We start from the raw sequence: 24,508 nt of genomic DNA on the forward strand, positions 1-24,508 counted from the left end.
GGTGTCATGGAACATGTTGAACTGACGCGATTGCTGGACGGCCTGATCGCCACTTGGGAAAACGAGGTGGCGGAGTTCAAGCAGGCCAACGACAACTTCAGCACCGATGACATCGGCAAGTATTTCTCCGCATTGGCCAACGAAGCAAACCTGCGTGGAGCGGACTTCGGCTGGCTGGTATTTGGTGTGAACAACCAAAGCCGCTCCGTCATCGGCACCACTTACCGGCAAGAGGCTGAGCGCCTGCACCAGTTGAAGATGCAGATCACCCAGAACACTGATCCGCGCCTTACCTTCCGCGACATCCACGAGCTCCAGCACACCGACGGTCGCGTCTTGTTGTTCCAGATCCCGGCCGCGCCGCGCGGCATCGCCATTTCGTGGAAGGGGCACTACTACGCTCGCGCCGGGGAAAGCCTGGTCTCCTTGGGCCTGGACAAGCTGGACGAAATCCGCAACCAGACGCTCACGTTGGACTGGACGGCTCAGTTCGTTGCCACGGCAACGCTGGACGACCTGGACGAAGCTGCCGTGCGCAAGGCGCGCGAATCCTTCGCCCAGAAGCACGCCAACAGCTTCGCCCCGGAAGACGTTGCAAAGTGGCCGCTGGAAACCTTCCTCGACCGTGCGCGTGTCACCCGGGATGGCCAAATCACCCGCACCACCTTGCTCTTGCTGGGCAAGGCCGAATCGGCCCACCACCTCTCGCCTCATCCCGCGCAACTGACGTGGAACTTGGTCGGCCAGGAGCGCGCCTACGAGCACTTCGGCCCGCCCTTCCTGCTGAGCAGCACGCGCCTGTATCAGCGCATCCGCAACATCCAGCTGCGCATCCTGCCGCAAGACGAACTGGTGCCGGTGGAAGTGGCCAAGTACGACCAGAAGATCGTGCTGGAATCCCTGCACAACTGCATCGCGCATCAGGACTACGCTCGCAACGGACGTGTAGTAGTCACGGAGCTACCCGACCGGCTGGTGTTCGAGAACGAAGGCTCCTTCTTTGAGGGGCAACCAGGCGACTATATCGACGGTACCCGAACCCCTCGACGTTATCGCAACCCTTTTCTCGCCCAGGCGATGGCCGAGCTGAACATGATCGACACCATGGGCTACGGCATCCACGACATGTACGTACGCCAGGCAAAGCGCTATTTCCCGATGCCTGACTACGACCTTGGCAACACCGGGGCCGTGAAGATGACGATCTACGGTGGCGTGGTCGACCCGGCTTACAGCCGCCTGCTGATCCAGCGTACCGATCTGCCACTGGTCGACGTGCTGGCGCTGGATCGGGTGCAGAAGAAACTGCCAATCCCAGACGAGGCCGCGGCACGCCTGCGCAAGGGCGGACTGATCGAGGGCCGCAAGCCGAAGTATTTCGTTTCAGCCGAGGTTGCCAAGGCAACCGCAAGCGTCGCCGATTACATCCGCACGCGCGCCCAGGACGACGACTATTACGCCAAGCTCATTACCGACTACCTGACGTTGAAAGGCTCGGCGAGCCGCGCCGAAATCAACAAGCTACTGATGGACAAGCTGAGCGACGCGTTGAACGACAAGCAGAAGGACAACAAGATCGCCAACCTGCTGACGAACCTGCGGCGCAGGGGGCGTATCCGCAACACCGGCAGTCGTGGGCACCCGGTATGGCTGCTTGCAGAATGAAAGCGCGTGCCGCTCACACATAAGCGCTTATAAATCAATTACTTAATCCTTTCTGCAAGCAAGCTTTGCAGAAGCCTTGCAGAAAGGAATGCTCGCAGGAACACCATGAAGCTCAAGTTCAAGATCCAGCCCTATCAGACCGCCGCCGTGCAGGCGGTGGTGGACTGTTTTGCCGGCCAGCCACCTGCCAGCGCCCGCGCTGTGAGCTACCGCATCGACCCGGGCAAGCAGACCAAGGGCCAGACCATCGGCAGCACCGTGGGCGGCGGCGATGGCTTCAGGAATGCCGACTTGCTGCTGACCGACCAGGCCCTACTTGAGAACGTCCAGAAGGTGCAGCACAGCCAGAACCTCAGCGCCTCCACGGCGCTCACCAAGACCAAGGTCTCAGCGGTGAATCTCGACATCGAGATGGAAACCGGCACCGGCAAGACCTACTGCTACATCAAGACCGTTTTCGAGCTGAACCGACAGTTCGGCTGGAGCAAGTTCGTCATCGTGGTGCCTTCCATCGCCATCCGCGAGGGCGTTGCCAAGTCACTGGCGATCACCGCTGACCACTTCCAGGAAACCTACGGCAAGAAGGTCCGGTTCTTCATCTACAACTCCAAGCAGCTGCACCAGTTGGAGAGCTTTTCGTCGGATGCCGGCATCAACGTGATGGTCATCAACGTGCAGGCCTTCAACGCCACCGGCAAGGACAACCGACGCATCTACGAGGAGCTGGACGATTTCCAGTCACGCAAGCCCATCGACGTCATCAGCGCCAACCGGCCCATTCTGATTCTGGACGAACCACAGAAGATGGAAGGTGCGGCGACGCTCAAATCACTGGAGGCGTTCAAGGCCTTGATGGTGCTGCGCTACTCCGCCACCCACAAGACCCGCCACAACCAGGTGCACCGTCTCGACGCGCTGGACGCCTATAACCAGAAGCTGGTGAAGAAGATCGCCGTGCGCGGCATCACCATGAAGGGGCTGACCGGCACGAATGCCTATCTGTACCTGCAGTCCATCGAGGTTTCGAGCAAGAAGCCACCTGAAGCCCGCGTGGAGTTCGAGCAGAAGCTCGCCGGCGGCAAGATCAAGCGCACGGTGCGCAAGCTGAGGAAGGGCGACAATCTGTTCACGCTCTCCGACGAGCTGGACCAATACCGCAACGGCTTCGTCGTCTCCGACATCAACGCCAACACCGACACCCTGAGCTTCACCAACGGCGTGGAGCTGACCGTGGGCGATGCGACGGGCGACGTGAACGAGGCCATGCTGCGCCGCATCCAGATCCGCGAAGCGATCAAGGCGCACTTCGACAAGGAACAGGCCTTGTTCTCACAGGGCGTAAAGGTGCTGAGCCTGTTCTTCATCGACGAGGTGGCGAAGTATCGCGACTACACCGTAGCCGACACCAAGGGCGAATACGCGCGCATCTTCGAAGAGGAATACCAACAGTATTTGAACGAGGTACTCGGGCTGGAGGAAACGCCCTGGAGCAGGTACCTCAAGGGCATCGCAACGGACAAGACCCACAGCGGCTACTTCTCCATCGACAAGAAGACCAAGCACCTCACCGACCCCACCGTGGCGAAGCGTGGCGAGAATGCGGGTCAGTCCGACGACGTGGACGCCTACGACCTGATCCTCAAGGACAAGGAGCGCCTGCTGTCGCTCACCGAGCCGGTACGCTTCATCTTCTCGCACTCCGCCCTGCGCGAAGGCTGGGACAACCCCAACGTGTTCGTGATCTGTGCCCTCAAGCACAGCGACAACACCGTCTCGCGCCGCCAGGAGGTGGGTCGCGGCCTGCGCCTCGCCGTGAACCAGCAAGGCGAACGCATGGACAATCCGGTCACCGTGCACGACATCAACCTGCTCACCGTGGTGGCCAGCGAGAGCTACAAGGATTTCGTAGCCGGTCTGCAGGAGGACATGACCAAGGCGCTGTCCGAGCGTCCGCGCAAGGCTGACGAGCAATACTTCGCCGGCAAGGTGCTCAAGACCGACCAGGGTGACGTATCCGTCACGCCGGCCATGGCGAAGCAGATCTACAAATACCTGCTCAAGAACGATTACACCGACGATAACGACAGCATTACGAACGTCTACCATCAGGCCAAAAAGGATGGTGCATTGGCCGAGCTGCCAGCAGAGCTGCGTCCGTATGAGGCACAGGTCGTCATGCTGATCGACAGCGTCTTCAGCGCAGCTCAACTGCCCGACATCGACAATGGCCGCAAGCCGAAGCGCAATCCGCTCAACGCGAACTTCGATAAGCAGGAGTTCAAGGCGCTATGGAACCGCATCAACCGCAAGGCGGCCTATAGCGTGCATTTCGACAGCGATGAGCTGGTGAAGAAGGCTGTGAGCACAATCAACGATCGGGCCGACAGCGTCGGCCTTCGGGTGACACCGCTGCAATACGTGATCGTCAGTGGTGAGCAGGAAGGCGCGGTGGATCGCGACCAGCTCGAAAGCGGAAAGGGCTTCCGCGTCGGTGAGAGCGTGGTCGAGAATCATCGTGCCTCTGTCCATTCCGACGTGCGTTACGACCTGATCGGCAAGCTCGCCGAAGGAACCAAGCTCACCCGACGCACGGTGGCCGATATCCTCAAGGGCATGAACGCCGCGGTCTTCGCTCAGTACAGACTCAACCCCGAGAGTTTCATCGCCGAGGCCATCCGGCTCATCAACGAGCAGAAGGCCACCATGATCGTCGAGCACCTGGCTTACGACCCGGTGGAGGAACGCTACGACACGGACATCTTCACGGCCGGGATGACCAAGCAGGACTTCACCCATGCCGGCGACAAGCTCAAGCACCACATCTACGACTACGTGCTGACCGACTCGAAGGTGGAGCGCAACTTCGTCACCGAGCTGGACACCAGCAGCGACGTGGTCGTCTACGCCAAGCTACCGCGTGGTTTCCTGATCCCCACCCCAGTAGGCGACTACAACCCCGACTGGGCCATCAGCTTCAAGGAAGGCCAGGTCAAGCACGTCTACTTCGTGGCGGAAACCAAGGGTTCCATGTCCAAGATGGAATTGCGCAAGATCGAGGAGACCAAGATCGAGTGCGCCAGCAAGTTCTTCGACGAAATGAACCGGCGGTACGCTCCTGAGAACGTCAAGTACGAGGTGGTGAACAGCTTCAGCAAGCTAATGGAGATGGTGAAGTAAAAGGCCAGCCAGAAGATGAATCAGGAAGCCACGCTGTTTACACAGTTCCTCGCCCATGTGGAGAAGGAAACGGGGAAGACGCCAACGATCACGGACGCAATCTTCCACCGAAAGCTCGCAAAGTATCGTCATCACCCCTACCCCGAAGACGAGAGCCGCACCTGGCTCTCCGTTCTTCTGCGCGAAGGCATGACCGATGATATTCGGCATCAGCTCTATCCCAGACGGTTTGACCTTGGCAACACTCAAACCGATTTCGGTCCGACAGCTACGCCCCAGGAATTGCTTGACGACATCAATGGCCCTCGCCGCAAGAAGCTCAAGGGGGAAAAACTCGGCGAAAGAAACAAGCGAGACCTACTAGGAACGGTCCTGAAGGGGATCAAAAAGATCACCGGAAGAAGCATCGCTAACACTCCTGCCGAACAGCCACTGACAGATCTTCGGGTCATCAAATTGCTGCATCGCGTGAAGGCACGCAAGAGTCACATCTTCAGTTTCATCGCCCTCCCGAGCAGACCCGAGCATCACACGCTCGAATTCAAAGATGCTTACCCTGGCCCCAGAAACGAAGCTGACACACTGCTCTTCTCCGATCTATTGTCTTACATCAGCGTAGAGATCGGAGAAGAGCGGTTGGCGCGAATTGACCGCACACTTCCTAGCTTGCCCGAGGCACTACTAAGGATAGAGAAGGGGAGCACAACCATAAGCAGGACGTTGAGCCTGATGTACCCTGACGATCGGCGAGCAAAAGCAAGGGCATTCAGAAGCCTCACCGAATCCATCAATGCATACGCTCCACATCACGAGTGTTCAACGAATTCGCTGGACGAGTGCATCTATACATACCTACGTGCGCTTAGATTCGTTCACTTTGCAGGTGGTTACGAGCAAGCGATCAAAAAGTCGGCGCTCCCCCGAAAGATTACCCGCGTCGATTTTGAGCTTGAATTACTTTGCTTCAACATCGGAAAAAGCGTAGGTCGTCCCATATTCTGGTTTATGCTGGTCACTTCAGTTAACAATTTTCCCGACTTCGTCAAAGAACACGTGTCCGAGTTCGTTGCCTTGATCGAAAAGGCAACCGGAATGGCAGTTGAGAGAAGGCACCTGAGAACAATTTCCGAACGTGCCAAACGAATACTTCATCTGTACTACCACATCCATCTCGGCGAGAAAAATTGTGACGCTGTATGGCTTTCGGTTTTGGACTGCGCAGCAGCGCTATGCACCGTTCATCAAGAGCAAACCGCGAGAACCGAATATGAACCCTACTGGCACGGACAACCGACACAGGCCAAGAATATACTCCTGCAACTGAAAATAAAGCGGCGCATCGAAGATCTCTATACCGAGGATTACGTACCGCACGGCGCCTACCAAATACTCTATAACCGGTGGTGCGGCATGCACGTCGCCCTTGTGAATAGCAAGGATGAGCAAGACTATCTAGATGCCTGGATGGCCTTTCAAGTTGCTAGAGTTAAAAAGTATGCCCAGTGCCTGCGATCGAACGAGGTCAGCGTCATCTCAAAGTCCCTACTCAAGTTCAGCATGGATTGTCTAGAAATGGCCGCTGACTACCATATTCAGACCACTTCGCTCACCCCATCCATTTTCGAGAGAGCAGGCCGGTGGCTATCAAGTCCTAACGAGAAAATTCACCAATAGCACCTCTTCTTGCTTCCTTGGCTAGTATTTTCTTACTCGGCATGGATTAAGTATATGGAGAGAACTAGGCATGCCCATGACTCGTAGACGTTGACGATGGAGTGTCAACCCGAGGCATTGGGTAGAGAACTAATAGCGGATGCGCACATACCGTTTCTCGAAAAATCGGCTTCAAAACAAACTAGAACCAACTCTCCAAGCAGACGACGAGGACATCCCTCGTCGTTTTTTATTGTCCACGAAAAAGGGTATACGTTTATGGCCAGTTTCCACCACCGTATCAAGAGTGGCAAGAAAGGTGCAGCGCACGACCACGCCGCCTATATCGAGCGTCATGGTCGATACGAGAATCGCGGTGAGGACTTGATCTACACCTCGTACGGCAACATGCCAGCATGGTCAGCGAACAATCCCAACCTATTCTGGAGGATGGCCGACAGATACGAACGCGCGAATGCTGCAGCTTACCGCGAGCATGAAATGGCCCTGCCGAACGAGTTGACCATTGATCAACTCATCGCCCTGGTAGAAAGATTGGTGCTTGAGCTGGTTGGGAAAAAACCTTACCAGTACGCGATTCATGCGCCCGATGGCTCGCTCGGTGTCGTCTCTAACCCGCATGTGCACTTGATGTATTCAGATCGACTGCCTGACGGGATTGATCGCTCACCGGAGCGAATGTTCTCGCGTTACAACGCGAAACAGCCAGAACTCGGCGGTTGCCGCAAAGACAGTGGTGGGCTGTCACCGCTGGAACTGCGCGCCAACGTCCTCTACACGCGCAAGACCATCGCCGACCTTCAGAATGAAGCACTCGCCGAGAACGGGCACGAAGCCCGCGTCGATCACCGCAGCCTGCGCGAACAGGGCAAGCAACGCCAGCCTGAACGCCACCTCGGGCAGGTACGCATCCGCAACATGTCCGTTGACGAGAAGGCCACCTACGCCGAGGCCAGGTCACTCGGTCACGGCATCTAGTATGGCGGGCTGCTGCACCACGCTATTTTTGCTACTAGTAGCAGAAGTAGCATGGTTTTCCATGCGTGCGCCGCCAGATCAAGCAAAAAAGCCCCGGCCAAGCAGACCGGGGCTTGTCAACTCAGGCCACCGCCATTTCCGCGAAAAATTTGTCTTGCAGGCACACGAACCACTGCTTGTTCTTCGGGCTCTGTTCGCGCCATATCGCGAACTCATCCTCAAGTACGTCGAGCGCGGCGTTCAACCGGTCGCGATTACGTACGGGGCCATCCCGACGCAGATCGTTCTTGGCGATCCATGATTTCGAATTCCAACCACGCCAGACGCGGGTACGTAGCCACTTCGCCACGTTATAGGCGTCCGCCTGCTCTTGCGGCATCACGTGTCGAGCCCCAAACAGTCGCTTGAATTCATCGACATGCCACGCCACGATCTCGATAGCGCGCTCCAGTGTATCCAGTGAAATCTTCCCGCCATCACCGGCGAAGTAGTGCATGGACGCCGCCAGTCGCGCGATGATCTCCATAGTCTTGGACGCGAAGTCGTCGATGTCGCTCATGTATTCGCCCGGGCGGATCATCCACTCGGTATCGTTCGCCTGCTGAATCCAGCGTGCCTTCGCATCTTCCGAGAACTCGATGATCTCGCGCTCGATCTTGCCCGACGCCATCATGTCTTGGAACTGCACCAGCAATTCGCGGACGCGTGCATGGAATTTCGGCAAGTGCTCCCAGACGAGCTCATCAGGTGCCATCCAGCGCGTTCCCTTGGTCGTAAGCGGGTATCCGACCAGATACCGCGCCCAGTGACCCGACCCTTTGGCCAGCTTGCCTCGCTTTTCGCAATAAGTCTTCAGCACTTCTTCCTGGGTCATAATCCAGAACGATACACGCGGGTTCAGTACCGAGACATGTTCCTGTCCCGCACGATCCAACGGCAAAGTCTTGGGCGAATCCCAAAGCCGGTTGAGCACACCAAGGTTACTCATCGCACCGCTCTTGAACAGCGATTCGCCATCGTCGGTCATGATGACGATGGATTCACCATCGCCCTCCAATGCATTCATGATCGCGCGCTGCGTGATGTCGTTGCGCACCAAGGTACGCAGCTTTGGCTTCTTCGGTTTCAACTTGACGTGCGCGGCAAGCTTCGCCTTTGCCTCACTCATCCCTTCGTCATCGCGGAATGCCTTATCGATCACGCGGCGAATGCTGTTGTTCACGGTCTGCCACCAGTCATTCTCGATTTGGTACGCTTCAAGAGCAGCTTCGTGCGACTTCTCGATCAGCGCATCAGCATCACGGAACGGTTCGAACACGTGGCCATCGACCGGGGACTTTCGTTCGCCAGATTCGCCGATGAAGAGCATGTTCTGCGTCACAGGACGAATCTGGCCGATTGGCAGCTTCACCACGATCAGTCCTTGGCAAGCCATCGTGATCGCGGCAGCCAGGGACATGCCGACCATCGCATCAGGCGCGCGCACATTACGTTGGAGCTCGAACCCCGCATCACGCACGGTCACGAGAAACGCATGCATCGGGTACGGCGGCGGGGCGAAGAAGTTATTCGACATGGCTCTGCTCCTCCGTACCGCCCATGTTCCCTACCGCCATCGAGGCGGCAGGCAGGCGCTGCCCACACCCGGCACACGTCACCCAGTCGCCGGCCTCGGCGCGACGCTTGCGCTCTGCCTCCAACATCTGGCGAAAACGCGGCGGGTGGATGACGTAGCCGTAGGCTTCGCCAAACATCTCCATCACCACCTTCACCGGCACCTTGCGACCCAGGTGCTGCTCCATGACCGGATACGCCTCGGCGAAATCGGCTTCCTTCTTCTGCTTGCCGCCGACGGCTTTCTTCTGGAGCGCCTGTTCCAGCTTCTCCAGGGGGCTGGTGTTGCCAGCCCCCACCTCTTCGAAAAAGCTCATGATCAGTTGCCCTTCTGCTGGTTGCGGAACTTGTTGCTGCGTGCCTCGACCCACGCCATCGCCTCGTGCGTCCAGTAGAACTTAGGCGACTGATCGCCGTCGTACAGCGGGATGCCCTGCGGGAAGTCCGGATCGGACTTCATCAGTTCGTAGGCCTTGCTCCTGCTCACGCGAACGACCTTCAGCAGTTCCTTGAAGCGCAGCGTGGGACCTTCGGGTTGCCACGCAGGCACAACCAGCGTGTGTCCGATTCCGGTTTTGGGCTGACTCGATCCCTCACTGGGGATAGGGTGGTGTTTGTTGGTGACCATCGGTCTGGTTCCTCTTGGTTAGGTTGCAAACAAAAGGAATCCGGCCGGAGTTCCTAGCCGGGTGCTGCCCGACTGGGTGCCATTTAAATCCCCATCTTTCGGACAGTCAGGGGATTTTTTTTAAAGGTTTTTGCAGGTCGCCCTCCCCCTACAGGCCGTCGCTCTCCTGTCTGAACCGGGAAAAGAAAAAGTCGCCCACAGACGAGGACGGGGAGCCAGTGGCTCCCCGTCCTGTCCACGCTTGTCGATTCCCGATTCGCACCCTGTCAGCCGAACCCTCGGGCCCCAAACGCCCGCTCCTCACTGCATCCAACCTGCACCCCTACCCATCGGGACCGTCATCTCTTCCCTGCAGGAAGTGCACCAGCCCGTACAGTGCAAAGCCGTACACCACCACACCGCCTATGATTGCGAACATCGCCATTACCTCCGTTGCTATCCACCCTGCCCGGCAGCCGCGACACGAGCTTTGAGACGGTCTTTCAGACCTGAAGCCACCGGTTCACGTCTATCGGCACACAGTTCGCCCGCACTTTCCGGATAGAACTCCGCCACCACCGCCGGCACGTCTTCGGCCAGATCTTCAAACGCCCCATTGGCGAACCCCATGCGGGCCGCCTCGTCCAGCGCCTCCTGGTCAAAGCCACTGTCTCGTCGCTGCTGGTCCAGCTGCCGTGCCTCGACGATCGCCTGCTCCAACGTGAGCCCGGTGCGAATCACCAGATCGACGTAAAAGATCGCCGTGCGGTGGCTCATGGCCGTGGACTTGCCGCGCAGCTTCAGTTCCAACGGCAGACACCCCAGTCGTCCACCTGATACGGCGTGGAAGTACTGGAGGCGTGCCGCCAGTGTGCGGATCGTGTTGAAGGACGTGGTGCGCAGGACGAATGAGCCGAGTGCATCGGCCTCGCCATCGCCCACCAACACGTTCAGGCGCGCATACGCCTTGCACTCACCGTTGGCAAAGCCACACGTATCTGGCCCCACGCACGGAAGGGCATCGACGCCGCCCTTACCCGCGCGACGACAGGTCTCGCCATTGCCCACACACACTGGCCGGCCCGAGGTGCGATCGAACAGCGAGTAGTCGGCCCGCAGGTTGAGCGCCGGGTCGTTGAACAGCATGCGTACCGGGATGGATCGCAGCTTGCCGCCAGCTTCTTTGCGCAAGGCTTCGTCCAGCGGATGCAAGATCCAACCATCGCGACTCTGCACTTGGGTAGTCAGGGTGAACTGGTCGTCCTTCTCCGGTAGCCGCTTGCCGTTGCGTTCGACCACACGCCCGATGGAAATCCGCCCGATCACGGGAGGTGTGATAGCCAATCCTTTCAACATGGTGAACTCCTGGGTTAAGGGTCGGAGGCAACAGACAGCACGAACCGGCGCGAGCCGGGACGGATGACGGTGTAATTCGCAGCGATGTCGGGGTGGTCGGCCGCCAGCCGCTTCGTGTCGAGGCTGGTGCCGTCTTTCGACCGTCTGAAGGTGACTTCGCCGCCTTGGAACACGGCGCGGGAGGCGTCGCCCATTGCCTGCTGGATGGTTTGCTTGCACTGTTCGGCGAGTCGTTCTTTTTCTTCCAACTCGGCCTTGAGTGCGGACAGTGCCGTGAACGTCTCACACAGGGCTTCGTCCTGGCCGAAGTCCAGCGTCGTGTCGTTGCCGGGGTAGAGCTGGCGTAAAGCGCGTGCCGCCGACTCGCTGCCATCGGCGGACGGTGGTACGTCCTGTTCCACGCATTGCCAGAAGGTCGTTTCCAAGACGACAAGGCGGGCAATCACTTCGTCGTCGCGTTCGATACGGTGGATCTCCAGCTTCTGCCCGCACAGGAGGACAGCAACATCCGCCGCGGCGTTGCCCGTCACGGCAAGCTGGTGTTGCACCTGTAGTTGCACGTACTCCGGCACGCCGTCCTTCCACAGCCGCGAGCCGAACTCGCCCGCCGTCTTGCACTCCAGAATCTGGACATCCGGACTCCCCACGACCTCCCGGTCGAGGTTCGCAAGCATGAAGTTGAAGGTCGGGTGCTGGAGCACAGCGTTGACGCGCCGTACCTTGCGTCCGGTCTTCTGCTGGTAGGCGGTCGCCACGTAGGGTTCGAGCAGCGTGCCCCAGTAGCACGGATCATCCATGCCGGTGGTTTCCGCTTTCGCCGCCGCCCGTCCGGTTTTTTCCAGCCACAGCTCCAGCTGGCTCTTGTAGGGGCTGAGCCCTACAGCCGCGGCGGCATCAGAGCTGCCGACGCCACCCTGGCGTACGGCCAGCCATTGCCCGCGGTCGAGCGTGCGCGTATCGACCAGCCTCAAGGCAGATCGCTTCTTCATTGGTGTTCTCCCAAAGAAAAAGCCCGGCCAAAGGGCCGGGCTTTATGACGTTTGCATCAGATTGACCTCACCAACTGGCGCGGTAGTAGATGTCCCAGCCTTGCGCCTGCAATTGCTTGGCGTGGTGAAGGACTTTCAGCGTGTAATCGACATCGCATTCCTCCAGCGTTTCACTCTCATCCGTAGTGAAATACTCGCTGGCACTCGCCGGGTCATCGCCTACCTGTTCGAGCTGTTCCTCCAGCTCATTCAGGGTGTCTACGGAAACGAAGGACGGTCGACAGTCGTCATGACCTTGCTGTGTGTTGTTCACAAACCACTGGTGCAGGGCGTCGAACTTGAGCCAGTAACCCACCCTCACCATGACGCCAATGACTTCTAGCAAGGACGCATCTTCGCCCGGCTTTTCTTTCGGCGGCATGTAGCCGATGGCCGCGCCAATGGCTCGGCGCATCGGTTCCGTCTGCGAGTCGCAGGGGGCTACGTACCGCTTGGCTTCCAGATACATATCCAGTCCCATCGCCGGTCTCCGTCAGACCACCAGCTTCATCGCTTCGTCCCAGGCACGTTGCTTGATCTGCGCCCCCTGGCCGAACCACGCCGCGTCACGGCGGTGATCGTCACTGCGCGCCCGTCGATGGTGGTCGACGAACTCGGTCACGCTGTTGACCACACCCCACGCCGTACCCCGGCTGGACGCCATCAACGCGCCGCGGCCACCGCCTTCGTACAGTGAGCGGACGGTGGCAAGCGCCTGCTCGTTGACCACCACGGCCTTACCGTCCGGAGCGGCGTAGGTGAGTACCCGGCGCAACAGGCCTTCGACCGTATCGGGATCGACCGGCCGCTCCACCAATGCTTTCATGCGCGCGACGAAGCCATCCCACGACGAGATGGTGATGCCCAACTGACGCTTGACCGCATCAGGATCGAACTGGCTGCGATGTGGCACCTTGATGGCACCGTTCGCGTTCCCCAGCGCAATTGACAAGGTGTTGTTGCAGACCACACGCACCGATGTGAACTGCGCTGTGGTCGCCAGCGTTCCATCGCAGGCCGTAGCCAACAGCAAGTAGCCATCCACCTTGTCTCGACCCTTGAGCGTGGTGCTCTGGCCAGTGCGTGCCAGCGCCCAGAACTTGCGGCCTTCGCGCAACACGCCGGCCGTTTCCAACTCGAAACCGTTTACAGCAGTGAGGTCACGATAGAACTCCAGAATCTCGCCCGGTTGGACGACCTGGAACCGCTTGGACACCACGGCCAGCGGAGCCTTGCTATCCGATCGGTACAGCACCTTCTGCTCCGGGAAGGCGTTGATGACGCCCACATGGTTGTTGCCGGAGATGTAACGGACTTCGGAGGCTTCGATCTGCCAGTCCATGCCCGCCTGCTGCTTCCACGTGTCGATGGATTGCTGCGGGGCCAATTTGTTGCCAAGACCGTGCCACGGCTTCTCGCCGGCATAGGCCATCGTTTCAACCAAATGCATTGTCGTTTCCTCGTAAGTTGGCGGCATAGACGCACAAGGCCCGGACATGCCGGGCCTTGTGCGCTGTGCTTGTGGCGGAGTGGATTAGGGGGCTTTGAAGCTGTCGCAGTTGGTGCATTTGACGATGCCAACCAGAACTGCAGCAGCAACTACCAGGACGCAGTAGACCGTATCGAGTTTGCCGTTCATGTCGTCGATTACCCATAGCGAACGCTGCGATGCGGAGCGTCCAAACGCGAAGCCGAAGACCACAGACTTCACATGAGTAATATGGATCTGAGATTTCTTTAAATCGAAGCTGTTATGTATTCCTATTACAAAACACCAGCCAACTGGCCGCCGTCACCACAGCGATGGCCAGCATCATCAGCAAAACTGATTGCGGCCGGCAACCACACCGTCATCGTCACGATGCGTTGCCCATTGCCGGAATAGAGCATGCCACCCGCGCCAACAGAACTAGCCAGGCTCACCAAAAGCGGCTATTCGACGGCCGGACACCGAATTGAGGTGCACGGCGGCCCATAGCCAGCAAGGCGCCTATCGCTAACCCAGGCTGCTGACGACCTCTCCATCTTCCTTTGTGAAGGGTTTCGTGATCGGCGGCAGGATGTCCAGTACGACTTCGGAGGGACGACACCAACCATTGGATGACGTCAGTCAGCGACCGACCTTCCCGCAGCGCGACGGCTCTTGCTACTGAATCGATGGACGCCGTGACGGCGACGACGTGCTGGCGTATTCCTCAAGGACGAGTATCATCACTAGATGATAACGACTCGTATTCGCGCCGCTTTTCGCGGTCTTTCCATGGCGATTCTTCTCTTGCTCGGTATGCCGGCCTTTCCGGTCATGGCTCAAGATGTCGTCGCGTCCGTTCCGCAAACTTGGCAGATGCTCGACTACCTGGCGACCGATTACGCCGGCGCGGTGAAGGATGGCGCGGTGATCAGCGCATCCGAGTACGCCGAGATGCGGGAATTCACATCGACGGCTCGATCACGCACCGGCGCGTTGCCACCGACCGCGACCACGCCAGCACTCATGAAGCAGGCCGATACATTGGTCGCCTCGGTCGATGCCAAGGCGGCCCCCGCTCAGGTGGCGACGCAAGCGCATGCGCTGGCCGATGCGTTGCTGCAAGCGTATCCGGTGCCGACCGCACCGGAACATGCTCCCGATCTGGCACATGGGGCAGCGCTCTATCAGAACCAGTGCGCTGCTTGTCATGGGGCTACCGGTCATGGCGATGGTCCGGCCGGCCTGCAACTATCACCCCGCCCGGTAAATTTCACCGACCAGACGCGGGCCGATCAGCGCAGTGCGCTGTCGTTGTACGAAGTGGTCAGCCAGGGCGTGGAAGGCACGCCGATGGCAAGTTACGCGCAGCAACTATCCTCCGATGATCGTTGGGCACTGGCGTACTACGTGGGCTCGTTGGCTTACACGAAGGAAGCGGCCACTGGCGCTGATACCTGGCAACACGACACCGCCGCCCGTGCACAGATCGCCGACTTGAAGGAATTGTCGCGTGTGCGTGTCGCGCAGCTGACGCCCACCCTCGGTGCGGAGCGTGCCCGGACGATCGTGGGGTATTTGAGGACCCACCCTGACGTCATCCAGCAGCAGGCGTTGGCGGGTATCCCGTTGGCACGGGTGCGACTGGCGGCGAGCCTGACGGCTTACCGAGCCGGCGCTAAGGCGCAAGCCACTCAACTGGCGCTGTCCGCTTACCTCGATGGCGTGGAGCCCGTCGAACCGCAACTCAATGCGCGTGACGGCGCGCTGCGCGCCAAGCTCGAAACGGCGATGGGTGCCTATCGCACCGCGCTGACGAGCAGTACCTCGGTGGAGTCGGTGTCGAAACAGGCCGACGACGTCGATGGCTTGTTGGTACGCGCGCAAGAAGTCACCGCCGATGCCGCAGGCGATGCGGCCACTACCTTCCTGGGTGCTTTCACGATTCTGGTTCGTGAAGGTCTGGAAGCCCTGCTGGTCGTGGTCGCCTTGCTCGCTTTCCTGCGCAAGGCCGCGCGACCCGAAGCGCTGCGTTACGTGCATGCCGGCTGGAGCCTTGCGCTGGTCGCTGGCGGCATCACCTGGGCCATTGCCAGCTATGCGATTTCCATCAGTGGTGCCGGCCGTGAATTGACCGAGGGGCTGTCGTCGCTGTTTGCGGCGTTTGTGCTGCTCGGGGTGGGTCTGTGGATGCACCAGAAGAGCATCGGCGGTCGCTGGCAGGCCTACCTGAAGGAGAAGATGGCGGCCGCGCTTAACCGGCGTTCGGCGTGGTTCCTGTTTGGGCTGGCCTTCATCTCGGTCTATCGCGAGGTGTTCGAGAGCATCCTGTTCTACGCGGCGCTGTGGAACGACGGTCAGGAAGTGTGGCTGCTCGGCGGCATCGCCGCCGGGGCGGCGGTGCTGGGGCTGATCGCCTGGGTGCTGTTGCGCACCAGTCGTCGACTCCCCATCGGCACGTTCTTCTCTGCGAGTTCGGCGCTGATCGCCGTGCTCGCCATCGTGCTGACTGGCAAGGGCGTCGCCGCCCTGCAGGAGGCCGGCTGGGTGGCGGTGAGCGTCGCGCCGGTGCCGCATATCGAATTGCTGGGCATCTATCCGACCTGGCAATCCCTGCTGGCCCAGCTGGCTATTCTGGTGCTGCTGGCTGTCGGGTTCGTGTTCAACATCCGTCGTGGCCGTCAACCGATGTCGTCACCTTCTACGATCAGGGAAGTTCTACCCGATGCGGACTGAAGGCGATGCGGCATGAGTGAGTGTGGCTGCCATGCAGAAGCGTCCAATGAGGCGGAGCGCCGGATCCTGCGTCTCGCGCTGGGACTCAATGCCACGATGTTTGTGGTCGGCATCGTCGCTGGCTTGCTTGTCCAGTCGATGGGCTTGGTCGCGGATTCGCTCGATATGCTGGGGGACGCCTTTGCCTACGGCATCGCACTCATGGCTTGGGCGCGCAGTGCACACTTCAGAGCCTCGGCCGCACACTGGAACGGAACCCTACTGGTTGTCCTGGGACTCGGCGTACTGGCCGGCGTGGTCTGGCGCCTGACTATGGGAAGCCATCCCGAGGGTGCCTGGATGATGAGCATTGCCTTCGTCTCCCTGGTCGTGAACGCCACCGTGCTGCGACTTCTGGCGCGTTTTCAGCATGGTGAAGTGCACCTGCGTGCGATCTGGCTGTGTACGCGTGCCGATGTCATCGCGAACTTAGCCGTGATTGTTTCCGGTGTGCTGGTGTTGCTTCTGCACAGTGCGGTGCCCGATCTGGTCATCGGTACGGCCATTGCGTGCTACGTGCTGAAGGAGGCGTTGGGCATCCTGCGTGAAGCGAAGGAAGCGCGGGCCGCAGCCCTTGCTCCGATCACCAAACTATGACCTCGCCGGTCTCGGGGTTTGGCCCGATGGTTTACGCCGTTGACCTTCGACTATTCCACGCCATCCATTCGTCGGTGCCACCATCACCGGCGATGCTTCATCTGGCGCGCGGCCTGGCCGATGGGCCGTTGATCCTGACCGCTGCTCTCCTTGGGACGATGCTGATGTTTCCTCGGTGGTCGATGCGCTCGATCGCCCTGAAAGCAGCGGGTGCCGCTGTCGTGGCATTGCTCGCGAACCTGGTCATCGGCTTGGTCTGGGATCGCGCGCGTCCGTTCGTGGCCGGTGCTGGTCAAGCTTGGGTAACTCATGCGGCGACCGGCAGCTTTCCCAGCGATCACCTGACCGTGCAGTGGGTGGTCGCCGGCATGCTGTTGCTGGATCGACGTACCCGAACTTGGGGCCTGGGGATCGCGCTGCTCGGCCTGCCCATGGCATGGGCCCGCATCTACCTGGGGGTGCATTACCCCGGCGACATGCTGGGCGCGCTCGCGATGGGTGGGCTGATTATGTTGTTTGGTTGGAGGTGGCTGCGTCGCCCTGCGATAACGCGCGTCATCACGCCCACATCGTCACAGGCGTGAGGTTTCGTTCATCGCCAACGCAGCGATGTCCTAATGCTCCCCGCCGGTTGAGGCAAAGCTGCAGCCTGCTGCCGCGCCAGCCGATTCGTCGGTGGTTCCATGATCGGTTTGCAGTGTCGTGTGCGTGATCTTGAAGCGATCGTGCAACATGGCCTCTACCTCACGGCGCACGTCGTGGCAGTCAATGTCGTGGTTCACATAGATGTGCCCCGATAGCGCCGGCATGCCGGAGGTCACTTCCCACACATGCAGGTCGTCCAGCCGGGTCACCGCCGGCATGGCGCGAATCGCTTCGGCAATGGTCACCGGATCGAGGCCGCGCGGTGCCGCTTCCAGAAAGATGCGTCCCGATTCGCGCACCAGCCCGATGCCGGCTTTCAGCATCAACCCGGCCACGACCAGCGCGGCGATTGAATCCACCGGATTCCATCCTGTCCACCAGATGATGGCACCCGCGATGGCGGTCGCGATAAAGGCGTACAGGTCAGTGAGAATGTGCTGGAAGCTGCCTTCCACGTTGAGGCTCTGTCGGTTCGCCTTGCTCATCGCCCATACGGCGAGCAGGTTGACGCCGATGCCGACCACCGCAATCACCGTGACCAGCAAGCCTTCCACCACCGGTGGATCGATCAAGCGACGAATCGCTTCGACGATGAACCAGACTGACAGCAACAACAGTGTCACGCCGTTCGCCTGCGCGCTCAGAATTTCCACGCGTTTGAGTCCGAACGTGTAGCTGCCGCTGGCCGGTCGTTTGGCCAGGCGCATCGCCACCAGGGCCAACCCGATCGAGCCGACGTCGGTGAGCATGTTGCCGGCGTCGGAAATCAATGCCAGCGACTTGGCCAGGATGCCGACCACCACCTCGACCGCCATGAAGCCCAGCAGCAACAGCAAGGCGATGGTCAGGTACTTCTTGTTCGCATCCGGTGCCACACCGTGACTGTGGTCGTGGTGATGCTCGTGATCGTGCGTGTGTGGCTCTGACGTGCTCATCGAAGTCTCCTGTGCGGCGGCCACTCTACGTGAGCACCGCGGTGTTATGACATGACAGGAAATGACGGGCGGGTATGACCCCGCCCGTCCTCGTCAGTCGACTTGACCGTCGATAGGCCACGCTCGATCCACCGTGCTCTGGTAGACCCAGCCGGCCACGCTCTGGCCGGTGCGTCCGTGCAGGCGAATCAGTTGTACCGCGCGTTCGGCCTGATCGTCTTCGCAGAACACTTCGAGCTTGATCTGCCGGGTGACCCGCTCGCCCAGTTCCATCGAATAGACCTGCTCCTGGTCGTTAAGCGCGGTCAGAAGACCTTTGACGTCGCTCACCGACAGGTAGCGGAACCCCGCTTCTTCGAGCGCGTGGATGACGTCCACCACGCGGCCGCGGTGGATGAATGCCTTCACTTCTTTCATGGGGTGTTCTCCTTGGCCAGGCGCCGGGTGGCGCGTTCTTCGATCCAGTCGTAGAGCACTGGCAGCAGCACCAGCGTCAACAACGTCGAGGTGATCAGCCCGCCGACCACCACGGTGGCGAGCGGGCGCTGCGTTTCCGCACCGACGCCACTGGACAGCAACATCGGCACCAGACCCAGGATGGCCACGCTCGCGGTCATCATCACCGGACGCATGCGCAACGCGGTGCCGCGGATCACCGCCTCGCGGACCGGCAGCCCTTTCTCTCGTTGCTCGTTCAAGAAGCTCACCAGCACGATGCCGTTCAACATTGCCACGCCAAACACGGCGATAAAACCGATCGCGGACGGCACCGACAAGTATTGCCCGGTGATCGCCATGCCGACGATGCCGCCGATGGTGGCGAACGGCACATTGGCCAGGATCAGCGTGGCGTGCTTCACCGAGTTGAAGGCGGTGTAGAGCAGCACGAAGATGAAGAAGATCGTTGCCGGCACGATCAGGGACAATCGCTTCAACGCCCGTTGCTGGTTCTCGAACGCACCACCCCATTCGCTGTAGTAGCCCGTCGGCAGTTTCACCTGCTGCGCGATGGCGGCATTGGCATCCTTGACGAAGCCGTCGATGTCGCGACCGCGCACATCCATCTGGATGACGGCGTAGCGCTGCAACTGCTCGCGACGGATGAACGAATAACCCTCCGCATCGCTGACCTCGGCCACCTGCGACAGCTGCACCAGCGCGCCGCTGGGGGTGCGGATCGGAATGCGCTGGATCGCCGGCAACGAGGCCTTGTCCGCGTCGTCCAGCCGCACCGCGATATCGAAACGCTTCACGCCATCGAGCAGCGTGGTCACGGGCTCGCCGCCGATGCCGTTCTTCACTACGGTCAGCACATCGTCGGCGTTCAAGCCGTAACGGGCCAGCGCATCGCGATCCACCTTGATGCGGATTTGCGGCTTGCCGATGTTCGCCTCCAAAGCGAGATCAGCGACGCCGGGCACACCAGCCAGTACGTTCTTGATGCGACCACTGAGACGATCCAGCTCGCCCAGGTCGTCGCCGTAGATCTTCAACGCCAGCGTGGCGCGCACACCCGAGATCAGTTCCTCGATGCGCATCTGGATCGGCTGGGTATAGCTCACCACGGCGGTCGGCAACGCGGCCGACAGTTCCTTCTGCATCGCTTCCTCGATGCTTTCCAGTGTTTCGCCTTTGCGCCATTGATCCTTCGGCTTCAGCGGCGTGTAGACCTCCATGTAGTTCACATCCGCCGTCTCGCCTTTTTCGGCGCGACCGATCATGGCGAGCGTGGTCTCCACTTCCGGAAACTTCTGCTTGACCAAGGTCGACACCTGCTTGGAGATGCGGATCGACTCATCCAGCGACGCCGACGGAATCGAGGTGATGCGCCACATGATGGCGCCCTCTTTCAGGTTGGGCATGAACTCCTTGCCGAGGAACGGGAACAACGCAAGGCTGCCGATCAAGGCCCCGGCGGCGATGCCAAGGACGAGCTTGCGGCGGGCCAGCGCCCAGGCGAGCACCGTGGCGTAGTGGCGTTTCAGGAACGCGACCAGCCAGGTGTCCTTCTCTTCTTTCGGCTTCAACACCAGCGCGGCGAGCACCGGGATCAGCGTCAAGGCAAGTATCAGCGAGCCGGCCATCGCGAAGCTGATGTTGAACGCCATCGGCTTGAACATCTTGCCTTCCAGCCCCTGCAGGCTGAACAGCGGCAGGAACACCACGATGATGATCAGGATCGCGAACGCCATCGGGTTAGCCACCTCGCGGGCGGCAGCCAACACCGCCGACGTGCGATCCACCGGGCCGCCATGTGCCTTGCGTTCGGCCATGATGCGGTAGGCGTTTTCCACCATCACCACGGCCCCATCCACCATCATGCCGATACCGATCGCCAGGCCCGCCAGTGACATCAAGTTGGCCGACAAGCCCGCCTGATTCATACAGATGAACGCGATCAACATCGCCAACGGCAACGCCACCACGACCACCAGCGCACTGCGGAACTCACCCAGGAACAGGAACAGCACGAGCGCCACCAGGATCGAACCTTCCACCAGCGCGCGCACCGCGGTGCCCACCGCCGCGTTAACCAGTTCGGTGCGCTCGTACACCGGTTTCACGACCACGCCCGGTGGCAAGGATTGCTTCACCGTGTCGAGCTTGGCTTTGACCGCATCGACCACGCTTTTGGCGTTCTCGCCGATGCGCGCCAAGGCCATACCCAAGACGACCTCCTTGCCATCGCGCGTCACCGCTCCGGTGCGCGGTGCGCCGGACTCGATAATGGTGGCCACGTCACGCACATAGACCGGCGTGCCATCCTCGGTCTTGAGTACGATGTTGCCGAGATCCTTGGCGTTCTGGATCAAACCCAGCCCGCGCACCAGATACTGCTCGCGTCCCACGTCGACGAAGTTGCCACCGACCTGTGCATTGTTGGCCTGTAGCGCCTCGATCACTTCCTTGAATCCCAGCTTGTGCGCGATCAGTTTCATCGGATCGATGCGCACCTGAAACTGCTTTTCCTGCCCGCCCCACGAGCTGACGTCATCGACACCCGGTGCGGTGCGCAGAATCAAACGAATGGTCCAATCCTGAAGCGTGCGCAGATCCATGTCGTTCGGCGCCGTGCCGGCCGTGGCACCTTTCAGCGTGTCGTCGGCGCGCTCGACGGTGTACCAGAACACTTGGCCCAAGCCGGAGACATTCGGTCCCATTTCCGGTTTGCCATAACCCGCCGGCAAGCGATCGCCCACCTGCTGCAGCCGTTCATTGACCAGCTGGCGGGCGAAGTAGATGTCCATACTGTCGTCGAAGTAGACCGACACAAAGGACAGCCCGAACAGGCTCACCGAGCGGATCTGTTCCACCTTGGGCAGACCGGCTAGCGCCGATTCCACCGGCGTGGTCAGCAGTTGTTCCACATCCTCGGCCGCCAGTCCCGACGCCTCGGTGTAGACATTGACCTGCACCGGTGTGACATCGGGGAACGCGTCGATGGGCAGCTGGCGAACGGCCTGGAAACCGAGAAAACCGATCACCACGAAAATGATCAGCACCAGCACCTTGTAACGCAGGGAGAATTCAACCAGACGTTCCAGCATCATTCTTCTCCCAGCTGCGAGCGCAGCAAGCGGGCCTTCAGGACGAAGGCTCCCTTGCGCACGTAAGTGTCGCCGGCCTTGAGGCCCTGGGTGACCACCGTCCAGCCATCACGCGTGTCACCGACCATCACCGATGCCGGCTCGAACTGATCCTTGCCTTTGGCGACAAACACGGTGGGCTGGTTCTGCAGCAACACGATCGCTTCGGCCGGCACGGCCAGCTTCTGCACGGCGCTGCCGACGGCGATGCGTGCCTCGACCAGCTCACCGGGATGCAGCAGATCCTTGCGGTTATCGACCTCGATGCGTACCGGTACCGTGCGCGTGCGTTCATCGGTCTGATGCGAGCGCTGTACGACCTTGCCGGGGATTTCGGTGTCGTGCACCAGGATGCGGGCGTCGGCATCGGGCTTGACCCGTTCGGCATCGGCCGGCGCCATCTGCGCGACGACCCAGACCGAATCTTCCTTGACCAGGGTGAACAGGGTACGGCCGGGTTCCACTCGCTCACCCACTAGAAACTCATCGGTGGTCACACGGCCAGCGGCCGGCGCGAGCAACTCGAAACTGCCATCGGCACCACCCGATCCCTTGCGCAGCAATCCACCGATCTGGCCGTCGGACAAACCGTAGGCACGCAACTTGGCGCGCGCCTGGTCGCGTTGCACTTTCGCCTCGTTGTAGCGTCGGGCCGACACCGCCTGCGGTCCCAGCGAGGCAATCCGTTGCCAATCCTGTTCGGCGACGATCAATGCGCCTTGCGTCTCGGCCACCTGCACGCTGGAGAGCATCACCAGCGGCGCGCCGGCCTTCACTACGTCGCCAAGCTTGGCCTTGCGAGCCAGCACCTGCGACTCCACGCGGGGCGACACCAGCACGGTGGAATACGCATCGGCCTTCACTTCGCCGGGCGCTTTCAGTTCATCCGTCAGCGCACGTGGAGCGGCCTTGTCGAGGACGATGCCGGCATCCTTGATCGCCTTGGCGTCCAGCGCGAGCGGATTGGCAGGTGTCGGTTCCTGGGCTATTGCCGGGCCAGCCAGCGCGGCGAGCAGCGTCAGCCCCAGCAGACTGCGTTTCAAAAGAGAGAGATTCATCGGGGAATATCCTGATTAAGGCCGTCCTGAGTGCGGCCATCGAGCCAGTCAGTGAGACGGCCCGCAGCGGTGAGGTAGTCGAACCAGGTCTGCCAGGTCTGGCTTTCCAGTTCCTGGCCAGACAGCGCGGTATCGAGGCTTTGTTTGAGCTGTACGAGGTAATCGGAAGTGCTGATTTCGCCGGCACGCCAGAGCTTCTCCAGCAACGCCGTGCGATCCCCGAACGCGGCGGCACGACCACTGCGGAACGCCTCGGCTGCACCGCGCAAGGCGGCGTAGCGGGCTCGCGCTTCCTGCAGTCCGGCACGCAACACAAACTGGCGCGAACGCACACTGGCCGCGGCCGCATCGGCTTCCGCCCGAGCGGCATCCACTTCGGCACGTCCGGTGTTGAGCACGGGCAACGGAATGGACACGCTCACGCCGATCACTTGATCCGTGCGTGGCCCGCTGCGCACCTGACCACCGGTCAGGCTCAGCGTGGGGTCGGGAATACGTGCCCGGCGGGCAACCTGCACGCCGGCATCGGCGCTCGCTTGCTGGGCACGCGACTGACGCAGTTCGGGCAGCTCGTCCATGGGCAACGGCGTGACACTGTCTGCCGCTGGCGATAGTCCGCTTGGCAACGGAGGCAGTGCCATACGTTGATCGCCGCTGATGGCCAGCAACGCGGCGCGTGCTGCCGCTTCATTGCCGGTCAGCGTGGCTTGCTGCACCTGGGCTTCACCCAGTGCCAGGCCGGCCAGATCGCGTTCGGGACTACTGATGTCGCCGACCTTGAGTCGTTGTGCAGCCAGGTCATCGAAGCGTTGCATCAGCACAAGACGACGCTGGCCCAGTTCACTTTGTCGGGCCGCGAGAGCCGCTGTCGACCATGCCTTCAACCAACGGGTGGCCACGTCACGACGCCGCACGTCGTAGCTCGCCTCAGCCGCCAGCAGATCGGCCTCACCTTGGCTGGTGCGTGCGCGACGCTTGCCGGACAGATCCAGTGGCAGACTGATGCCGGCCGTGCGCCGATTGACGTCGGCGTTCTCCGCATCGAGCGACAGCGAGGGGTTGTACAGCGGTTGCGCGGCGGCACGCGCACGGGCTCGGGCAGCGTCGAGATCCGCTCGCGCGGCCTGCACCTCGGGGCTGGCTTGCCAGATACGGCGTACCGCCTCTTGCAGCGGGGACGATGCCAACGATGGCGCGGGAGCCGCCACTGGGGGGAAAGGATCGGATACGGGGGCGGCACTGAGCAGCGCCGCGTACAACAGACACACGGCGCCGATCGGCACCGAACGAAAAACAGACATGAAGCGATCTCCTGAAAACGGTCACGAAGCGACGAACCGCACA

20 protein-coding genes and 1 pseudogene are annotated in these 24,508 nt (G+C 60.7%); 7 read left to right on the top strand and 14 right to left on the bottom strand.

The features are described 5' to 3' along the window. Positions 1 to 6 precede the first annotated feature (6 nt). From ACVCMB_RS08995 to ACVCMB_RS09010, 4 genes are all read left to right on the top strand, one after another. Positions 7 to 1,665: an RNA-binding domain-containing protein gene (locus ACVCMB_RS08995; protein ID WP_447106707.1), complete on the top strand. Its 1,659-nt coding sequence runs from the start codon at positions 7 to 9 to the stop codon at positions 1,663 to 1,665. Positions 1,666 to 1,770: 105 nt separating this feature from the next. Further along, positions 1,771 to 4,842 (top strand): type III restriction-modification system endonuclease, encoded by a 3,072-nt coding sequence (locus tag ACVCMB_RS09000; protein WP_447106708.1) that lies wholly within the window; start codon positions 1,771 to 1,773, stop codon positions 4,840 to 4,842. Positions 4,843 to 4,857: 15 nt separating this feature from the next. Further along, complete coding sequence (locus ACVCMB_RS09005) at positions 4,858 to 6,516, top strand: hypothetical protein (protein WP_447106709.1); 1,659 nt, start codon at positions 4,858 to 4,860, stop codon at positions 6,514 to 6,516. Positions 6,517 to 6,774: 258 nt separating this feature from the next. Then, positions 6,775 to 7,494 (top strand): MobA/MobL family protein, encoded by a 720-nt coding sequence (locus ACVCMB_RS09010; protein ID WP_447106710.1) that lies wholly within the window; start codon positions 6,775 to 6,777, stop codon positions 7,492 to 7,494. Between the two features lie 121 nt (positions 7,495 to 7,615). Here ACVCMB_RS09010 and ACVCMB_RS09015 read toward each other — a convergent pair whose 3' ends face one another. The 9 genes and pseudogenes from ACVCMB_RS09015 to ACVCMB_RS09055 form a co-directional block, all read right to left on the bottom strand. Next, a complete protein-coding gene (locus ACVCMB_RS09015) occupies positions 7,616 to 9,070 on the bottom strand; it encodes a YfjI family protein (RefSeq protein ID WP_447106711.1) in 1,455 nt (484 codons plus the stop codon). Beyond that, positions 9,060 to 9,425, bottom strand: coding sequence for a hypothetical protein (locus ACVCMB_RS09020; protein WP_447106712.1), 366 nt, complete (start codon positions 9,423 to 9,425; stop codon positions 9,060 to 9,062). The genes ACVCMB_RS09015 and ACVCMB_RS09020 overlap by 11 nt, the downstream gene beginning before the upstream one ends. 2 nt (positions 9,426 to 9,427) lie before the next feature. Continuing rightward, entirely contained in the window at positions 9,428 to 9,736 is a 309-nt protein-coding gene (locus ACVCMB_RS09025; RefSeq protein WP_447110561.1) for a helix-turn-helix transcriptional regulator, read from the bottom strand. 435 nt (positions 9,737 to 10,171) lie between these two features. Beyond that, on the bottom strand, positions 10,172 to 11,071 hold the full coding sequence (locus ACVCMB_RS09030) for a recombination directionality factor (protein ID WP_447106714.1): 900 nt from the start codon (positions 11,069 to 11,071) through the stop codon (positions 10,172 to 10,174). 14 nt (positions 11,072 to 11,085) lie between these two features. After that, on the bottom strand, positions 11,086 to 12,060 hold the full coding sequence (locus ACVCMB_RS09035; RefSeq protein WP_447106715.1) for a YqaJ viral recombinase family nuclease: 975 nt from the start codon (positions 12,058 to 12,060) through the stop codon (positions 11,086 to 11,088). Between the two features lie 67 nt (positions 12,061 to 12,127). Beyond that, positions 12,128 to 12,580: a hypothetical protein gene (locus tag ACVCMB_RS09040; protein WP_447106716.1), complete on the bottom strand. Its 453-nt coding sequence runs from the start codon at positions 12,578 to 12,580 to the stop codon at positions 12,128 to 12,130. Between the two features lie 12 nt (positions 12,581 to 12,592). After that, on the bottom strand, positions 12,593 to 13,549 hold the full coding sequence (locus ACVCMB_RS09045) for a DUF932 domain-containing protein (RefSeq protein WP_447106717.1): 957 nt from the start codon (positions 13,547 to 13,549) through the stop codon (positions 12,593 to 12,595). Between the two features lie 314 nt (positions 13,550 to 13,863). Beyond that, positions 13,864 to 13,989: a hypothetical protein gene (locus ACVCMB_RS09050; RefSeq protein WP_447106718.1), complete on the bottom strand. Its 126-nt coding sequence runs from the start codon at positions 13,987 to 13,989 to the stop codon at positions 13,864 to 13,866. 106 nt (positions 13,990 to 14,095) lie between these two features. Beyond that, positions 14,096 to 14,188 (bottom strand): annotated as a pseudogene (locus ACVCMB_RS09055) (arsenate reductase (glutaredoxin)); the annotation flags it as partial. A 171-nt stretch (positions 14,189 to 14,359) separates the two neighbouring features. Between ACVCMB_RS09055 and ACVCMB_RS09060 the strand changes: the two are divergent. From ACVCMB_RS09060 to ACVCMB_RS09070, 3 genes are read left to right on the top strand one after another with little or no spacing between them, the layout of a single operon-like run. Continuing rightward, positions 14,360 to 16,303, top strand: a complete 1,944-nt coding sequence (locus ACVCMB_RS09060; protein ID WP_447106719.1) for an FTR1 family protein — start codon at positions 14,360 to 14,362, stop codon at positions 16,301 to 16,303. A gap of 12 nt (positions 16,304 to 16,315) precedes the next feature. Then, on the top strand, positions 16,316 to 16,939 hold the full coding sequence (locus tag ACVCMB_RS09065) for a cation transporter (RefSeq protein ID WP_447106720.1): 624 nt from the start codon (positions 16,316 to 16,318) through the stop codon (positions 16,937 to 16,939). Further along, entirely contained in the window at positions 16,936 to 17,523 is a 588-nt protein-coding gene (locus ACVCMB_RS09070) for a phosphatase PAP2 family protein (RefSeq protein ID WP_447106721.1), read from the top strand. The genes ACVCMB_RS09065 and ACVCMB_RS09070 overlap by 4 nt, the downstream gene beginning before the upstream one ends. Before the next feature lie 30 nt (positions 17,524 to 17,553). On the opposite strand, the gene ACVCMB_RS09075 is transcribed toward ACVCMB_RS09070, so the two are convergent. The 5 genes from ACVCMB_RS09075 to ACVCMB_RS09095 form a co-directional block, all read right to left on the bottom strand. Continuing rightward, positions 17,554 to 18,543, bottom strand: coding sequence for a cation diffusion facilitator family transporter (locus ACVCMB_RS09075; RefSeq protein ID WP_447106722.1), 990 nt, complete (start codon positions 18,541 to 18,543; stop codon positions 17,554 to 17,556). 69 nt (positions 18,544 to 18,612) lie between these two features. Further along, positions 18,613 to 18,936 (bottom strand): P-II family nitrogen regulator, encoded by a 324-nt coding sequence (locus tag ACVCMB_RS09080; RefSeq protein WP_447106723.1) that lies wholly within the window; start codon positions 18,934 to 18,936, stop codon positions 18,613 to 18,615. After that, complete coding sequence (locus tag ACVCMB_RS09085; protein ID WP_447107153.1) at positions 18,933 to 22,067, bottom strand: efflux RND transporter permease subunit; 3,135 nt, start codon at positions 22,065 to 22,067, stop codon at positions 18,933 to 18,935. Before ACVCMB_RS09085 ends, ACVCMB_RS09080 begins: the two co-directional genes overlap by 4 nt. Then, the gene (locus ACVCMB_RS09090; RefSeq protein ID WP_447106724.1) at positions 22,067 to 23,164 is read right to left on the bottom strand and encodes an efflux RND transporter periplasmic adaptor subunit; all 1,098 of its coding nucleotides are present in this window, start codon (positions 23,162 to 23,164) and stop codon (positions 22,067 to 22,069) included. The genes ACVCMB_RS09085 and ACVCMB_RS09090 overlap by 1 nt, the downstream gene beginning before the upstream one ends. Then, a complete protein-coding gene (locus ACVCMB_RS09095) occupies positions 23,161 to 24,465 on the bottom strand; it encodes a TolC family protein (protein ID WP_447106725.1) in 1,305 nt (434 codons plus the stop codon). The genes ACVCMB_RS09090 and ACVCMB_RS09095 overlap by 4 nt, the downstream gene beginning before the upstream one ends. Positions 24,466 to 24,508 lie beyond the last annotated feature (43 nt).

This window comes from Rhodanobacter sp. UC4443_H10, assembly GCF_052978325.1.

Coding starts and splice junctions, on each gene's coding strand:
- ACVCMB_RS09065 (WP_447106720.1), top strand. CDS start 16,316: ATGAGTGAGTGTGGCTGCCATGCAGAAGCGTCCAATGAGGCGGAGCGC.
- ACVCMB_RS09090 (WP_447106724.1), bottom strand. CDS start 23,164: ATGAATCTCTCTCTTTTGAAACGCAGTCTGCTGGGGCTGACGCTGCTC.
- ACVCMB_RS09080 (WP_447106723.1), bottom strand. CDS start 18,936: ATGAAAGAAGTGAAGGCATTCATCCACCGCGGCCGCGTGGTGGACGTC.
- ACVCMB_RS09085 (WP_447107153.1), bottom strand. CDS start 22,067: ATGCTGGAACGTCTGGTTGAATTCTCCCTGCGTTACAAGGTGCTGGTG.
- ACVCMB_RS09005 (WP_447106709.1), top strand. CDS start 4,858: ATGAATCAGGAAGCCACGCTGTTTACACAGTTCCTCGCCCATGTGGAG.
- ACVCMB_RS08995 (WP_447106707.1), top strand. CDS start 7: ATGGAACATGTTGAACTGACGCGATTGCTGGACGGCCTGATCGCCACT.
- ACVCMB_RS09020 (WP_447106712.1), bottom strand. CDS start 9,425: ATGAGCTTTTTCGAAGAGGTGGGGGCTGGCAACACCAGCCCCCTGGAG.
- ACVCMB_RS09015 (WP_447106711.1), bottom strand. CDS start 9,070: ATGTCGAATAACTTCTTCGCCCCGCCGCCGTACCCGATGCATGCGTTT.
- ACVCMB_RS09095 (WP_447106725.1), bottom strand. CDS start 24,465: ATGTCTGTTTTTCGTTCGGTGCCGATCGGCGCCGTGTGTCTGTTGTAC.
- ACVCMB_RS09045 (WP_447106717.1), bottom strand. CDS start 13,549: ATGCATTTGGTTGAAACGATGGCCTATGCCGGCGAGAAGCCGTGGCAC.
- ACVCMB_RS09010 (WP_447106710.1), top strand. CDS start 6,775: ATGGCCAGTTTCCACCACCGTATCAAGAGTGGCAAGAAAGGTGCAGCG.
- ACVCMB_RS09060 (WP_447106719.1), top strand. CDS start 14,360: ATGGCGATTCTTCTCTTGCTCGGTATGCCGGCCTTTCCGGTCATGGCT.
- ACVCMB_RS09035 (WP_447106715.1), bottom strand. CDS start 12,060: ATGAAGAAGCGATCTGCCTTGAGGCTGGTCGATACGCGCACGCTCGAC.
- ACVCMB_RS09050 (WP_447106718.1), bottom strand. CDS start 13,989: ATGCTCTATTCCGGCAATGGGCAACGCATCGTGACGATGACGGTGTGG.
- ACVCMB_RS09030 (WP_447106714.1), bottom strand. CDS start 11,071: ATGTTGAAAGGATTGGCTATCACACCTCCCGTGATCGGGCGGATTTCC.
- ACVCMB_RS09000 (WP_447106708.1), top strand. CDS start 1,771: ATGAAGCTCAAGTTCAAGATCCAGCCCTATCAGACCGCCGCCGTGCAG.
- ACVCMB_RS09070 (WP_447106721.1), top strand. CDS start 16,936: ATGACCTCGCCGGTCTCGGGGTTTGGCCCGATGGTTTACGCCGTTGAC.
- ACVCMB_RS09040 (WP_447106716.1), bottom strand. CDS start 12,580: ATGGGACTGGATATGTATCTGGAAGCCAAGCGGTACGTAGCCCCCTGC.
- ACVCMB_RS09025 (WP_447110561.1), bottom strand. CDS start 9,736: ATGGTCACCAACAAACACCACCCTATCCCCAGTGAGGGATCGAGTCAG.